At 72.9% G+C, this 15,067-nt stretch carries 11 protein-coding genes; 4 read left to right on the top strand and 7 right to left on the bottom strand.

The window, feature by feature from the left end; all coding sequences use genetic code 11:
* The first annotated feature begins 250 nt into the window (after positions 1–250).
* Both IE106_RS07300 and IE106_RS07295 read left to right on the top strand, forming a co-directional pair.
* Positions 251–436, top strand: coding sequence for a hypothetical protein (locus IE106_RS07300; RefSeq protein ID WP_229840121.1), 186 nt, complete (start codon positions 251–253; stop codon positions 434–436).
* On the top strand, positions 436–2,265 hold the full coding sequence (locus IE106_RS07295) for a hypothetical protein (protein WP_229840119.1): 1,830 nt from the start codon (positions 436–438) through the stop codon (positions 2,263–2,265). The genes IE106_RS07300 and IE106_RS07295 overlap by 1 nt, the downstream gene beginning before the upstream one ends.
* A 288-nt stretch (positions 2,266–2,553) precedes the next feature.
* On the opposite strand, the gene map is transcribed toward IE106_RS07295, so the two are convergent.
* Positions 2,554–3,336: a type I methionyl aminopeptidase gene (gene map / locus IE106_RS07290; protein WP_189531033.1), complete on the bottom strand. Its 783-nt coding sequence runs from the start codon at positions 3,334–3,336 to the stop codon at positions 2,554–2,556.
* 82 nt (positions 3,337–3,418) lie between these two features.
* Positions 3,419–3,580 carry a hypothetical protein gene (locus IE106_RS07285; protein ID WP_189531032.1) on the bottom strand — a complete coding sequence of 54 codons (162 nt, stop codon included), beginning with the start codon at positions 3,578–3,580 and terminating at the stop codon, positions 3,419–3,421.
* 421 nt (positions 3,581–4,001) lie between these two features.
* Between IE106_RS07285 and IE106_RS07280 the strand changes: the two genes are divergently transcribed.
* Entirely contained in the window at positions 4,002–5,492 is a 1,491-nt protein-coding gene (locus IE106_RS07280) for an alpha/beta hydrolase family protein (RefSeq protein ID WP_189531031.1), read from the top strand.
* A gap of 224 nt (positions 5,493–5,716) precedes the next feature.
* On the opposite strand, the gene rph is transcribed toward IE106_RS07280, so the two are convergent.
* Together rph and IE106_RS07270 are read right to left on the bottom strand one after the other, a co-directional pair.
* Complete coding sequence (gene rph, locus IE106_RS07275) at positions 5,717–8,314, bottom strand: rifamycin-inactivating phosphotransferase (RefSeq protein WP_189531210.1); 2,598 nt, start codon at positions 8,312–8,314, stop codon at positions 5,717–5,719.
* A 988-nt stretch (positions 8,315–9,302) separates the two neighbouring features.
* A complete protein-coding gene (locus tag IE106_RS07270) occupies positions 9,303–10,565 on the bottom strand; it encodes a beta-ketoacyl-[acyl-carrier-protein] synthase family protein (RefSeq protein ID WP_189531030.1) in 1,263 nt (420 codons plus the stop codon).
* A 66-nt stretch (positions 10,566–10,631) separates the two neighbouring features.
* Between IE106_RS07270 and IE106_RS07265 the strand changes: the two genes are divergently transcribed.
* Positions 10,632–11,261, top strand: coding sequence for a TetR/AcrR family transcriptional regulator C-terminal domain-containing protein (locus IE106_RS07265; protein WP_189531029.1), 630 nt, complete (start codon positions 10,632–10,634; stop codon positions 11,259–11,261).
* Positions 11,262–11,498: 237 nt separating this feature from the next.
* Here IE106_RS07265 and IE106_RS07260 read toward each other — a convergent pair whose 3' ends face one another.
* The 3 genes from IE106_RS07260 to IE106_RS07250 all read right to left on the bottom strand — a co-directional run bounded on the left by IE106_RS07260 (position 11,499) and on the right by IE106_RS07250 (position 14,332).
* Positions 11,499–12,527 carry a serine hydrolase domain-containing protein gene (locus IE106_RS07260; RefSeq protein WP_189531028.1) on the bottom strand — a complete coding sequence of 343 codons (1,029 nt, stop codon included), beginning with the start codon at positions 12,525–12,527 and terminating at the stop codon, positions 11,499–11,501.
* 5 nt (positions 12,528–12,532) lie between these two features.
* Entirely contained in the window at positions 12,533–12,763 is a 231-nt protein-coding gene (locus IE106_RS07255) for a hypothetical protein (RefSeq protein WP_189531026.1), read from the bottom strand.
* Between the two features lie 378 nt (positions 12,764–13,141).
* A complete protein-coding gene (locus IE106_RS07250) occupies positions 13,142–14,332 on the bottom strand; it encodes a protein-L-isoaspartate O-methyltransferase family protein (protein ID WP_229840118.1) in 1,191 nt (396 codons plus the stop codon).
* Positions 14,333–15,067: the final 735 nt, after the last annotated feature.

Here is a 15,067-nt window from a genome sequence, read left to right as displayed (position 1 = left end):
CGAACGGAAAAGAACACCGAAAGCTCCGACAATGAGCGCCGCCTGACCGGGCTGAATCCGATTCGGCAAAGAGGGTTTCCGCCTCTCCCCGGCAGGGCCAGACTGGATGATGACCGCACCACAGCCGGTAACTGCTGGTGCGGTCGTCTTCGCCGCACTCAGGGAGGGGAAAACAGCCATGTCAGTACATGTTGCGCGATCCCGACGCCGGCGGGCCGCGTCACCGGATCACGCGCTTTGCGGCGCGGCCTTGACGCCGGTCCAACGGATCACCGTCTTCACGATCGTCCTGCTGGTGGTGATCGTCCTCGTGTACATCGGGCAGCCCGCCTGTGAGGCCGTCGCACTGGTCACGGCGGCCGGAGCCGCCGCCGCGCAGATGGGGCCCTGGCTGAGCGGACAGCGCACGGCGGCCGGCTCTGCCGGAGGCGCGTGATGGCGCAGTTCGAGGACGCGCAGGAAGACGCGGAGAGCGGCCAGAGCAGGCAGCCCGGGCGCATTCGCGAGCAGAAGGAGTTCCGTGAAGCGCTGAAAAGGCTGCGGGGGAAGAAGAGCTACAACGCGGTGGCCAAGGACGGTGACCTGGCTGTCAGCACGATCTCCCAGACGCTGGACAAGGACAAGCTGCCCAGCCGTGAGTTCACGGTCAAGTACCTGCGCGGCTGCGGGCTGGGCGACGAGGACCGCAAGGTGTGGCTGAAGTGCTGGGACACCCTGGACTCCCAGCCGTCCACCGGAGGCGGCAGGCGCTGGACGTTCCCCGTGGGCGGTGGCCCCGGGCGGCTGCGCGCGGGCCTGGCTGCCGGCACCGCGCTCGCTCTCGCCATCGGCCTGGTGGCGTGGCAACTGCATCAGCGCAGCGAGGAGGACGCCTTCAAGAGGAGGCACTGCGGCACCATGAATCCCAGCCTGGTGACGGAGACCGACGGGGAGTGCACGGGCGTCACCGACGGCAGCGACGGCGCGGCCGTCTTCGGCAATGACCTGAAACCGGTCATGACCGCCATCGGCGCGGAGAACCAGAACGTGGTCGAGGACGGTGACTACGTGACGTTCGCGTTCCTGACGCCGCTGACGTCCAAGGACGCGAACAACCTGACGGTGGGCCAGTACGTCGCCGAACTCGAGGGCGCCTACACCGCCGTCGCGGAGGAGAACAAGAAGAACAGCAGGCCCAAGATCCGGCTGCTCGTGGCCAGCATGGGCAGCGCGCAGCGGCACTGGGAGCGTGCCGTCGACCAGCTGGTGGCCCGCAAGGACAGCGACCGCCTGGTGGCGGTGACCGGCATGGGCCTGAGCCAGCAGGAGACGGTCGACGCCGCCCGCAAGCTCAGCAAGGCCGATCTGCCCATGGTCGGAGACCTCATCACCGCCGACGGCTTCGACGCCACCGGCGCCGTCGACGGCAAGGGAAGGATCGAAGGTCTCACCCGCGTCGCCCTGTCCAACAGCGACCAGCTCGACGCCATCAGCGAGCAGCTCCCATCCGGCCGCCGCACCGCGGCCCTGGTCAGCACGTCCGTGACACCCAATGGCACCAGGGACCTCTACACCGAGTCCCTCAGCCGGGGCTTTCGCACCATCGAGGGCCTCAAGAAGCACCTCGACGACCACTCCGACTTCGTCTTCGACCCCCGCGGCGGGCCCGGCGCCATCCTCCCCGCCATCAGCCAGAACTTCTGCAACACCAACAAGACCATCGACACCGTCTACTACGCCGCCCGCGTCAAGTACCTGCCCGACTTCCTCGACGCCCTGACCAAACGCAGCTGCCACGCCCAGCACATCACCGTCATCACCGGATCCGACGCGTCAGCCCTCGACCCCAAGACGGAGGCGCTCAACGACCCCCACTCGCCGATCACCGTCCTGTACGCGTCCTTCCCCAAGGCGGAGCAGTTCCGCGCCCCCGGCAACCCCGCCCGCGGCCTGTACGAAGCCTTCGCCGGGGCCTTCACCTCGCCCCACCACGGCCAGCAGTTCCTCGCGGAGCACCTGACCAGCAGCTACTGGGGCATCGTCGCCTACGACTCCGTCATCACCGCCGCGACCGCCCTGCACAATGCCGCCGCCCACAACCCGTCCGGTCTCCCCAACCGCTACGCCGTCAGGAACGAGCTGTACGCGCTGCGCAACAACGCCGTCGCCGGCGCCAGCGGTCACTTCGGCATCGACAAAAACGGCAACCGCACCAACACCGACACCATCACCACCGTCCACCGCCTCGGCAAACCCCTGTCCAAAACGACACGGCCGGCCGGCTGACCGGCCGCCGCGCCCCACGGGCGGGGGTCGACCCCACCGGGTCCACCCCCACCGCACCGTCAGCGCCCTCGGCACCTCCGGCCGGCTGGTCGGCCAGTGCCGTCGACACGCCGGCTCGTGGACACACGGAGTGCGGGGTGGCACCCGATGCGGGTGCCACCCCGCACTGCTCGTGAACGTCAACGCGGGGACCGGCAGTACGTGACCAGGCCGTAGCCGCCGGCAGCGGCGCAGCCTCCCGGCGCGGCAGGGCCAGGCCCACCGGGGGCAAGCGCGCCGTACCCGGCCTTACGTCCGTGCCTGCCGCGGCAGGGTGAGGATCTCCGCTCCGTCGTCGGTGATGGCGATCGTGTGCTCGCTGTGTGCCGTCCTGCAGCCGGTGGCGCTGCGGAGGGTCCAGCCGTCGGCGTCGGTGACGAGTCGGGCGGTGTCCGCCATCACCCACGGCTCCAGAGCCAGCAGCAGTCCGGAGCGCAGTGTGTAGCCGCGGCCGCGCCGTCCGGTGTTCGGGACGTGCGGATCCTGGTGCATCGTCGAGCCGATGCCGTGACCGCCGAACTCGGTGTTGACCGAGTACCCCGCTTCGGTGAGGACCGTGCCGATGGCGTGGGCGATGTCGCCGGTCCGCGCCCCGGGCCCCGCGGCGGCGATTCCCGCGGCCAGCGCGCGTTCGGTCGCGCTGATCAGGGCGACGCTCTCCGGGGGCCTCGTGTCGCCCACGAGGAAACTGATGGCGGCGTCGGCGGCGACTCCGCCCAGGGAGACGGCGAGGTCGAGGGTCAGCAGGTCGCCGTCGGCGAGCGGGTAGTCGTACGGCCGCCCGTGCAGGACCGCGTCGTTGACGGCGGTGCAGATGTAGTGGCCGAAGGGGCCGCGTCCGAAGGACGGGGCGTAGTCGACGTAACAGGACGTGGCCCCCGCCTCGATGATCATGTCCTTGGTCCACCGGTCGATGTCCAACAGGTTGGTGCCGACCGTGCTCCGGCTCTTCACCGTCTGCAGGATGTCGGCGACCAGGGCACCGGTGTCTCTCGCCCGGGCCAGCAGCGTGGGGTTCAGGATCTCGATCATGTGGCGTTCTCCTCGCGGCACCAATAACTATACCGGCCATACTGTACCGGTATAGAAATTCGCGCCATGGTCGGGTCGCCGCTCACTCCCGAGAAGGCCGAACGGTGAGCGGGGCCCGACGCCGCCACACCACGGGCAGTTCGAGGGTGGTGGTGAGGGCCACGACCACGGCCGGTTCCGGGAGCGGACGCGTGGTCACGACGTCGACGGGGAGCAACGTCGGCAGCAGCGCGTCCACCGCCATGGGCGGCAGCCGGGAGCCCCGGTGCCGGACGGCGCCCGCCAGGCGCGCCGCACGTGCGGGGACCGGGGCGGCGTACCTCGTCAGGTGACGCGCCGGGGGGCCTGGCCGGGCCCTGCGGCCGCCTCGGTCATCACACGTCCCTGTCGACCCGACGCCACGGTGGGCCCCACCGGGACCGCCACCGCGTACGGCCGAAGCCGGGTCGGGTACGGGGAGCGAAGCCCCAAACCGTCCCGGCGTGCGCCGCGGCCCCGCCACGGTAGGCCGCGGTCCCGCGGAACACATGAACCCACCGTCTGACGGCACCGTGCCGGGGTACGACCGTAGGAGGAGCCCCGCCACCTCCTGCGGTCGCAAGGCAACCGCCGACCGGTGTTCCCGATTGCGACTCCGGTCGTACGCGGATGGCGACCGGGGAACGATGCGGCAGCGCGTACCCCGCACCGAGGATGGCCGGGTGAACGAGATCATCACGAGATCGCCCCTGTCCCCCCTGGAAGGCCTTGCCTTGCTGGGTGCCGTCGCGCTGGTGGGGGCGCGCTGGTTCCCTCCCGCCGCCCGCCCCCGCGTCACGCTCGCGGCGGGAGCGGTCTTCGCGCTGTCCGCGGTTGCGCTGGGCGTGGCGGGGATCCGCTGGCAGATGCTGCCGGTCCTGGCAGGCGCCGCCCTCGCTTTGCCGTTCGCCGTCTCCCCCCTGCTGCGACGACGTGCCGGCCGGCCGGTGAGGCGGGCCCGATGGTGGTGGGCGCTGCCGGGATCGGTGGCCTGCGTCGCCCTGATCGCCGCCGGTCCTGCGGCCGCCTGGGCCTTTCCCGTACCGGTGTTCCCCGAGCCGTCAGGCCACTTCGCGGTCGGCACCCACGTGGTGCAGTGGACGGACCCGCACCGCCCCGAGACCGCCACCGCCGAACACGGCGACCGGCGCACGGTCGTGGTCCAGCTCTGGTACCCGGCCCGGAAGAACCCCGCAGGCGCGCAGCGGGCCCGGTACCTCGGACGCACCGAGCACGAGGCGCGCACCGTCTCCGACGCCCTCGCGCGCTACGCCGGCCTGCCCGGCTTCCTGGTCGACGGCGTTCCGCGGGCCCACACCCATGCGGTCTTCGACGCCCCCGTGGCCGGCGGGGGCGGACGGTTCCCGGTCGTACTGTTCTCCCCGGGGCTGGGGGGAGTGCGCACCCAGAACACCGCCTGGGCGGAGGAACTGGCCAGCCACGGCTACGTGGTCGCCGCCCTCGACCACCCGTACGACTCCGCCGCCGTCGTCCTCACCGACGGCCGAACGATCGACACCAAGATCGCCTCCACCGGCGACGACGGCAAGGACGACGAGCTGGCCGTCGAAACGACGAGGATCCGGGCCGCCGACCTCGGCTTCGTCCTCACCCAGCTGGAGCGCCTGGACCGAGGTGAGGTGGCGGGCCCGCTGACCGGACGCCTGGACACCGGCCGAGTCGCGGTGACCGGCCACTCCCTGGGGGGCGGTGCCGCCCTGCAGGCGGCCCGCCAGGACCTCCGGTTCGACGCCGTCATCAACCTGGACGGCTACCCCCGCGACCCCGACCTGCGCCCCTTCCCCCAGCCCGTGCTCGCGCTGACCCAGGCCGTCACCCCCGAAACCGACCCGCGCTACCTGCCTCGCCTCACCGAGGTCCTCGCGTTCAGCACCGCGACGAGTTACCGGCTCACCCTCCCCGGCACCGCGCACCTCACCTTCATGGACGGCCCCCTGTACCTGCCACCGGTGCCCTCCATGGTCGGGTCCCTCGGCCGTACCGAGGGCCCGCGCACCGTCGCCGCGGCCACTCTCGCCTTCCTGGACAGCACCCTGCGGCACGAACCCGGTGACCTGGCCGGCGCCCTGTCGGCCCACGGTGACCTCAGCGTCCACCGCCCGGGCGTCAACCGCTGACCAGGTGCGCCACGGCAGCCGGCGGCACGGCCGCTCCCCTCCCCCAAGTGCCGTACGCAGTGCGGCTCCCCCCGCGGGCGGCTCGGCCGAGGGCGACCCGGCGGTGCGGGCACCGCCGGCCCCGCCGACCGGGCGCCCTCGGCGTGCGGGTGGCCGGACCGGCACGCCCCGGTCGAGATCGCCGCAGTCCGGCCGGGGAGGAGGCGGCCCCGGGGAGCCGCGGGTCAGGAGAGCAACTCGACGTAGCCGTCGGTACCGTGGACGCGGATCCGCCGGCCGTCCTGGATCAGGCGGGTGGCCTGTTCCACGCCCACGACCGCCGGGAGGCCGTACTCCCGGGCGACGACCGCGCCGTGGGTCATCAGGCCGCCCACCTCCGTCACCAGGCCCGCGATCCCGACGAACAGCGGCGACCAGCTCGGGTCCGTGTAGGCCGTGACCAGGATGTCCCCCTGTTCGAGATCGGCCTGCGCCATGTCCAGGACCACACGGGCCCGCCCCTCGACGGTCCCGGCGGAGACCGGCAGGCCCAGCAGGGCGCCGGCCGGCGCGTCGTGGCGCCGGTACGCCCCGTCGAGGGCTTCACCGTCCGAGGTGAGCACCCGGGGCGGGGTCAGCGTCCGGTACGCGCGGAACGCGTCCTTGCGCCGACGGATCAGCTCGGCGTCCGCCCGGTGCAGGCGCGCGGCCTCGTGCAGTTCCTGGAAGGTGAGGTGGAAGGCGTCCTCCTGCTCCGCGAGCACGCCGGCCCGCACGAGCCGTTCGGCCTCGGCGAGCAGGGCCCGCCTGTAGACGAAGTAACGGCTGACGATGCCGTACTTCGGGTACTCCCGGTACCCGATGAAGGTGCGCACCCGGTCGATCATCCGCTTGGTCTCATCGGCCTTCCGCTGCCCGTCCGGCAGGGCCCGCAGACGGGACAGCACGTCCTGTTCCTTCCGCAGCGCCTTCCGCCGGCCTGCCTCGAAACGCCGTGCGGCGGCGCCCGGCGGGAAGTTCCGGACGTTGTCGAGGATCGCGGGCACGAGGGTGGCGGGCCGTTCCCGCCACCGCGGTCGGGTGATGTCGATCTCGCCCGCGCAGCGCATCCCGTAGCGGTCGAGATAGGCCTCGACGGCGTCGCGCGCTTCGCGTCCGCCCGGGAGTTCCGCCAGGTCGTCGAGGAAGTCGTCGTCCTTCACGTCCTGCAGGAACGCCACCACCTCCGGATGCGGGCGGACGGCGTCCGCGACGTCCAGCAGCGCCAGGCCCATCTCCGAGGTGACGTTGCCGGGAGCGGACAGCGTGAGCGTGTCGGCGGCGTTCTTCTCCCCCAGCCAGTCCCGCAAGTGATCGTTGAGCCACCAGGTGGCCTCCATGCCCGCCATGATCACCTGCATGCTCGACGGATCACCGAGGACGCGTTTGTGGTCCTCGAAGGCCTCCAGCAGGAAGTCGAACAGCTCCGGTCCGGTCTTCGTGCGGATGTCGCGCTCCAGCGCGGCGACGGACGCCTCGCTGCGTTCGACCAGTTCGGTGACGAGCGCCGGATCGGTGTCGATCGGGGCGGGAGCGACGCCGGCCGGTGGCCCGCCGGGGCCCGTGTCGGGGAGTGACGGGACGAAGTCGCCGCGGTCGAGGAGCGTCCGCAGCGCGTCCGTGGTCAGCGGGTCGCTCCGCCCCATCATGTCCAGGAGGGCGGCGCGGCTCGCGGGTGCGGCCAGGCGCGGGGTGACGTCCACGAACAGCCGCCCGCCGGCCTCCTGCATCGGGACCATGGCCGTCATCCGCCACAGTGAGAGGCCGAGGGGCTTCATGGCGTCGGTCATCATCTGCTGGTGCCCGACGGAGACGTAGACGTGGTTCTCCTGGTCGTCGGCCTCGGGGACGGGGAACAGCGTGGTGACGGGCCGGCTCTGCACGATGTGGAAGCCGTCGCCGTCCAGGCACCATTCGATGTCCTGGGGGCCGCCGAGGTGCGCTTCGATCCGCCGTCCGAGCCGGACGAGCCGCACCACCTGGTCGTCCGTCAGCGCCGGCTGTTCCCGCCGCCGCGCGTCGACGGCGACGTCCCGCGTGCCGCCGGTCGGCAGGGCCTGGACGGCGCGCTGCTTGGCGACGATCGTCCTGTCGACGATCTCGCCGTGCCGCACCTTGAAGAGGTCCGGGTTCACCAGTCCGGAGACCAGGGCCTCGCCGAGGCCGAACCCGGCCTCCACGGTGGCGGTCTTCCGGTGGCCCGTGAGGGGGTCGGCCGTGAACAGGGTGCCGGACGCCTCCGGGAAGACCATCCGCTGCACGATCACGGCCATGTGGACGGTGCGGTGGTCGATGCCCTTCCCGAGCCGGTAGGTGACGGCGCGTTCGGTGAACAGCGAGGCCCAGCACCGGCTCACGTGCTCCAGGACCGCCGCCGGCCCCACGACGTTCAGGTAGGTGTCCTGCTGGCCGGCGAAGGAGGCCGTGGGCAGGTCTTCCGCCGTCGCGCTGGAGCGGACGGCGTAGGCGGCCCGCTCGCCGAACCGGGCGAGGGCGTGGAGGATCGCCTCCGCGACGTCGTCCGGGACGGCGGCTCCCTCGACGGCACGGCGGAGCCGCGCGCCGAGCGTGCGGATCGTCTCCCGGTCGTCCGGGTCGACTCGCGCCAGCTCGCCGAGCTGCTCGTCGATCGACGGCACGTGCGCCACGGCCCGCCGGAAGGCGTCCGTCGTCACGCAGAAGCCGGCCGGCACCCGGATTCCCTCGATCCGCGACAGCTCGCCCAGGTGCGCCGCCTTGCCGCCGACGACCGCGAGCCGGGTCCCGGCGATCTCCCTCAGGTCCACCACGTACTGCTCGTTCATCGCGCCGCCTCCCAGGACCGTCGCACTGCCGCTGCCCCACACGTCGACCACCGCACGCGCACGCCGTGCGCCTCGTTCCACGGAACGTCGGGTATCGGCCGCCGATTCTCCGCTCCGGTGGGGGCCTTGCGGCAAGCCCCCCGGTGCGCTATAAGTTGGGTGTGGCAAGGAGAGCGCTCTCCTTGCCTTTCGTGTTTCTCCAGGGGACGCGTCGCAGGCGTCGCGGGTACGGGAAGCCGCCGTACCGCGCGTCGGTCACGGGCTCGGCCCGCGTCGCCCCGGGGCGCCGTCCCCGGTGCCTTCCCGCGGGGCGGTGTGCTCCATGAGCGGGTCGGGTGCCGAACGGGTCATCGAGGACGGGTCCGTTGGCGACGGGCTCGGACACGGCGGCCGCTTGGGGAGCGCCACCGAAGGCGAGGGGGCAGGCCAGTGCCAGAACCGTGACGAGGGCCCTGGTGAAGCCGCGCCCGCCCGTGCCGTTTCGGATGCGAAGCGCGCGTGTCTGCGGCATGGGTGAGGTCCTGGGCATGTGTCCCCCGGATCCACGCACCGTACGGAGCCTGGACGCGCTTGACGGAAATGGCCGGTCGACATCCTCGCCGGGCCGTGCGGCCTCGTCTTCGGCGGTGGGCGCCACGTCGCCGGCGCCTGGCGCCAGGATTCGCGACGGCGCGCGGCCGCCTCCCGCGCGGGGCGGTGACCCCGGCCTTCGCCGGGGCGATGCCGGCCGCATGCGGCGTAGCGGTACGGCCGGCCTCCGAGCGGCCGCGGGAGCGGTCCGCCCGGTCGCGGCGGGCGGCGGGTGTCGTGCGTCGCGTTCCCGAGGCTTCAGCCCGGCTCGCGGTGCTTGGGCCGGGCGCCGGTCGTCGGCGCCGTCACCCGGCCGGCGGTCACTCCGAGGACGCCCGGTGCCCGCGCGGTCGGAGGAGTCCCGCGACGCCCGACCGGTCGGCGGTGCCCCTCCACGGGCGAGGGGGCTTCGCCTGGGTCACGAGGTGGTCGAGGCGGTACGGGAGGCGTGGCGCCGTGGGCGGGTGACGATGAGGGAGACGTTCTGCCCGCCGAAGCCGAAGGAGTTGCTGAGCACGGCCTGCTGGGGGGCGTCCCGCCGCTCCGCGACGACGTCGAGGTCGATGTCGGGATCGACGCCGGCCGTGGTGAGGTTGCGGGTCGGCGGGATGACGCCGTGCTCCACGCTGAGGACGGCGATGAGCGCTTCGATCGCGCCGGCCGCGCCGAAGAGGTGGCCGAGCGCCGCCTTGGGGGCCGTCACGGCGGCGCGGCCGAAGACCTCCCCGATCGCGTGCGCCTCGGCGGTGTCGCCGACCGGGGTCCCGGTGGCGTGGGCGTTGACGTGGCTGATCTGCTCGGGATCCAGGCCGGCTTGCGTGAGGGCTTTCCGCATGGCCGAGATCTGACCGGAGCCGTCGGGGGCGGGCGCCGTGATGTGGTGGGCGTCGGCGGCGATGCCGGCGCCCGCGAGCACCGCGTGGACGCGCGCGTTCCGGGCGTTGGCGTGTTCGGCGCTTTCGAGCACCAGGACGGCGGCGCCCTCACCGAGGACGAATCCGCTGCGGTCCGCGGAGAACGGCCGTGACGCCGAAGCGGGTTCGGCGGTGTACCGCGACAGTGCTTGCGCCTGGGTGAAGCCGGCGACGGTGATCGGGGTGATCGCGGCCTCGGTGCCGCCCGCGATGACCACGTCCGCTTCGCCGGCGCGGATGAGCCTGGCCCCCAGGGCGATCGCCTCGGCACCGGAGGAGCACGCCGAGACGGGCGTGTAGACGCCGGCCCGTGCGCCGTACTCGATGCTGATCAGCGCCGCCGCGGCATTGGGCATGAGCATCGGGACCGTGCGCGGTGAGACGCGCCGGGCCCCGGCCCCCTCCAGTACGTCGTCTTCCTTCAGCAGCGTCCCCACGCCGCCGATGCCCGTGCCGATCGCCGATGCGAGCCGGTCCGGGTCCACCTCCGGGGCGCCGGCATCGGCCCAGGCCTCGGCCGCCGCGATGAGGGCCGCCTGCTGCGAGCGGTCGAGCCGCCTGGCCCGCACCGGCGGCAGCGACTCGGCGGGGTCGGTGGCCATCGTCCCCGCGGGGATGTCGGGAAGGCCGGCGTCCTCGTGGCCGCGCAGGGCGCCGCCGCGGATGCCGGACTCGCCGGCGAGCAGGGCCTCCCAGGTGGACGCCACGTCTCCACCGAGTGGGGTGATCGCGCCGAGTCCGGTCACGACGACTTCAGTCCGTTGCATGCGCTTCGACCTTTTTTGTATGCGATACAAGCTGGCGAACCATGTTGTATCACATACAATCCGGGGGTGGAGAAGAAGCGAACCGAAGCCCGGGTCACGCCGACCCCGGCGCTCGACCGCGGCCGCGCGACGAAGCGCCGACTCATCGAGGCCACGGCCCGGCTCTGCAAGGAGCGGCCCGGCGCCGAGGTGAGCGTCGCGGAGATCGCGAACGCGGCAGGTGCCTTCCCCAACCAGGTCACCTACCACTTCGGGTCCAAGGACTCGCTGCTCGTGCACGCCGCCTTCCTCGGCCTGCTGCACGACGCCCGGCGGATCGAACGCCTTGGCCGCCAAGCCCCCGACGCGGCGACGTTCCGGCGCAACATCGCCCGCGCCGTACTGGCCATGCCCTCGCTGCCGTCGGTCGCGCGGGCACTCGCGGCCGGGATCTCCAAACCCGAACTCGCCCCCGTGGTCGACCAGCACCTGCGGATACTGTTCCGGCAGTCCGAGCGCTTCGTGAGCCGGCTCATCGACGCCCGCGGCTGGGAGGCCCGTCGCCCACTCGACGTGGAGGCCAGGACGTTCTGGAGCACCGCGCTCGGCGCGGTGCTGCTCGTGCGCGCCGGCGCGCACGGCACCGTCGCCGACCTCGACCTCGCCGGAGCACTGACCATCCACGACGAACCGGAATCCGGCCGACTGGCCCCGTGACGGTGGCGTGCGCGGTTCCCGTACGACGGCGGCCCTGGTGCGGTAGGCAGGTTCGCTGTAGCCGACGCATTCCCCTCCTGCCGCCGGGACGAGGCGTCGGGAACCGGCTCGTCCGCGGCACCCGGGGGCCGGCCGTCCCGTCACCGGTCACGGGGCGCCCCCGGCGGCTCGGAGGGAGCGGTGCCGAGCGTGCGCAGCGGCAGGGTCGTCAGACCTGTCGGTGCGGGCCGTCTCCGGTCAGGTGCCGGCGGCGGCCGGGACGGGGTCCGGGCCGGGGGCGGAGTCGATGATCTGCGCGAGCAGGTCGAGGCCGGGACGGTCCACGGGTCGGGTGGTGGCGTTGAGGACGACGACTGCGGCTCGGTGTTCGGGAGCCACGGCCAGCAGGCTGCGGTAGCCGCCGGTGCCACCGGTGTGGAACAGGATCCGGTGCCGGCTGCGGGGCAGGCGGGCCGAGATCCAGCCGGGGTGGACGGCGGTTTCGGCGTTGATGCGGTGGGCGGTGGTACGGGTGAGGGCGACGGCCTCGGCGAGTTCCTCGGGTGCGGGGCCGATCTGGGCGCGGGCCAGCGCGAGCAGGTCCGGCACGGTGGAGTGCAGGCCACCGGCGCCGGCGAGGGCGGCCAGGTGCCAGGGCGGGCGGGGGCGGCCGGTGCGGGAGTGGCCGGCGGCCAGGCGCGCGGTGCGTCCGGGGTCAAGGACCACGCGGGTGTCGGTCATGCCGAGGGGCCGGCAGATCTCGGTCTGGACGAGCGTGTCGTAGTCGGTGCCGGTGTGGCGCGCCAGGGCGAGCCCGAGCAGGCCGGCGCCCAGGTTGGAGTAGCGGAAACGGGTACCGGGCACCGACCGCAGGCGGGTGCGCCGCAATCCGTCCAGCAGGAACTCGCCCGTGCAGCCGGCGTAGGGGTCCGACCGGAACAGGCCCCGCGGCAGGATGCCTTTGGGCAACCGGGGCAGGCCGGAAGTGTGGCAGGCCAGGTGAGCCAGCCTGATCACCTCACCGCCGCGTTCCGGAGCTGTGATGTCGCGGGGCAGCAGGTCGCGAAGCGGTTGGTCCAGCCCCACGGCGCCACGCGCGGCGAGCCGGGCCAGCGCCAGAGCGGTGAACGTCTTGGTGACGGAGCCGATCTCGAACAGGGTGCCGGGGTCTGCGCCGTGCAGTGCGGACTGGCCGCCCCGGACGGCGCCCACAACGACGGCGCCACGCTGTCGGGCGCCGAGCCGTTCCGCCGTTCGCCGTACCGGATCGTCGAGGAGCGAGGTCATGATCGTCAGTCCTCCGCCCGGCCGAACAGGCGCCGTCCGCCGTACTTCTTGTGCACGGCCTGCTTGGAGACCCCCAGCGCCTCGGCGATCTGCGTCCACGTCCTCCCCGCCACCCGCGCCCGGTGCACGAGGACTTCCTCCTGCCCTTCCAGGCGGCGGCGCAGCGCGGCCGTCTCACGGAGTGCTTCGAGGGGATCGGTGTTCCCGGTGATCGACGAGATGTCAACTTCAACCATGCGTCAACTTTAGTTGACTCGCTTTCTTTTCGTCAACATGAGTTGACGGCATCGGTGAGGCGTCGAGGGGCCCCGGAAGTCGCCCGCCGTGAACGGCCGGCCGGACATGACGGTGGGGCACGAGGGCCTCCCCGGCGAGACGGCGCGCGGCCCCTGTGCCGGGGAGGGGATGCGTCATCGCTCTCCCCCGGTCCGGTCACGTACGGGCGGGTGAGGAACGGCGACCCCGCGGGACGGACCGAGCACGGCCGATGCTCCGGACGGCAGTACTCCGCCGCGCGCACGGGTCGCGGTGGTTCCCCTCGCGAGGGGAACACCGCCAGGCCGCGGCCACCGCTTCGCGCGCCACCGGCCGTCGGGAGTGCGGGCGCGGCCCGCTCAAGCGGCGGATGGCAGCGTGCACACGAGGACGTCGCGGGGGCCGTCGACGGCAACCGACACGGTCTGGGTTCCGTCCGGATCGGCGTTCAGCCGGTAGCGGTCGACGCCCGGTCGCCCGAGCTCCTCCCACCGCCCGTACGCGCTCGCCACCTCGTCCCATAGGGCGCGGGGGCCCGCCTGGGTGACGGCGAAGCGGTCGGAGCGCCGGCCGTCGTAGTCGACGCCGGCCCAGGACAGGCCGGTGGTGTCGCTGATGTGGAGGCGGGTGTGCGCGTGTTCGCCGCTGGTGTCCCAGGCGAACGAGGCGCCCGGGACGCCGAGCCCGATGTGGAACTCCGCGTCGAGGTCACCACCGGCGACCGCCCAGGGTGACAGGCCGGTCGACGTCGTCACACCAGCTCCGTCCGACACGGCGGCCGCGTGCGCGCCGCCGGGGCCCTGGAGCTGCGGAGCGCGCATGGGCATGAACGAGGCGAACGAGTGGAAGCGGCCCCGTGCCGTGCCGCCGGGCCCGGTGCTCAGGGCGAGGGTGCCGTACGAGCACCAGGCCGAGGTCCACGGGGTGACGATCCGCCCACCGAGTCGGGTCTGCTCGATCCAGGCGGGCGGCACACGATCGACGGAGAAGGTCGCGACCACCCTGTCGTACGGGGCGCCCGGCACCCACCCGCCGGCCGCGTCCGCCGTGACGACGAGCGGGCCGCGTCGGGCGGACTTGAGGTTCACCTCGGCCTGGGCCGCCAGGGCGGGGTCGATTTCGACGGTGGTGACGTGGTCGTCGCCGACCAGGGCGGTCAGCAGGCCGGCGCTGAAGCCGGTGCCGGTGCCCAACTCCAGGACCGGTCGATGCGGCGCGGGGCCGGCGAGCAGCAGGGTCCGCAGGACCATGGAGGGCATCGAGGCGGCGCAGGACGGCAGGCCGTCGGTGAACCGGGTGACGAGCGTGACGTCCGCGTACGCGGCACGCATCCACGCCTCGGGGTCGGTCGTACGGTCGCGGGGGGCGTAGCCGCCGGAGCCGTCGCGCAGCCACAGGAGGGAGGGCAGGAACAGGTGCCGCGGCACCGCGCGCACCGCCTCCTCGTACGGCGGGGGCAGCGGCCGGCCGAGGTGCTCGGCCACCGCGGCGAGGAGTTCGTCGACCGGCGATGCCCCGGCCTGCTCCGGCGCGGAGTCGCTGGTGGTCACGGGCGGTCCTACTTCTGCTCGGGTGCGGGCGCGGGTGGAGGGGGCGGTGGTACGGGCCGGTTCGGTTGGTGCCCGTCGTCTCCGATCGGTGACCGGTGCTTGCCTTCGACCACGTTTTCCACGTGCGGCCTCCTTCACCAGGGTGCGTCCTGTCCGATGCTCCAGCGTAGAAGCCGCACCACCCGGACCACAGGGCGCACGCACCGGAGCCCGGGGGCACGAACGCGGCGACCCCGGAGTCGTGTTCACCCACCCGGGCCCACAGCCGTGGGGCCCCCGGATGGTCCCCTCGGAACAGGATCGGCGTTTCGGCCACCCCTCGTTCCTCACGCCTCTGTTGCGGAGAGCGGGTCGATGCATCGCTCACGTTCCGCCACCCGCTTGGTTTCGGGGGTTCGAGAGCGACCGAAACACACGCGTTCGATACCTCGGCTGGGTCGTTGGGCTTCACGACCACGTCAAAGGACCACCGAAGGGGGCCGCGTCGGCCCGGTCGGCCGGCTGACTCCCGCGCGGGGCGTTCTGAGACCCCCCTCCCCCTCGCACATCCCGATGGAGGACACCGTGAACCCTGTACTCGCCCTCGTGTACCGGCCTTTCGGATGCGAGCAGCGGCACCCTGCCGCGGGCCCTGTCCCCCTCCCCGCGCAGCGGGTCGGCTCCCCCGTCCGCCGCTCGGCACGGCCGAGTACGGGGCGGGCGGCATGAGCGAGCCCACCGATGCGTCAGCCGGCA

The sequence above is a fragment of the Streptomyces roseolilacinus genome (genome assembly GCF_014649335.1).
In the GTDB taxonomy this organism is placed as follows: Bacteria; Actinomycetota; Actinomycetes; order Streptomycetales; family Streptomycetaceae; genus Streptomyces; species Streptomyces roseolilacinus.
This window is presented reverse-complemented; position numbering and strand designations above follow the sequence as displayed.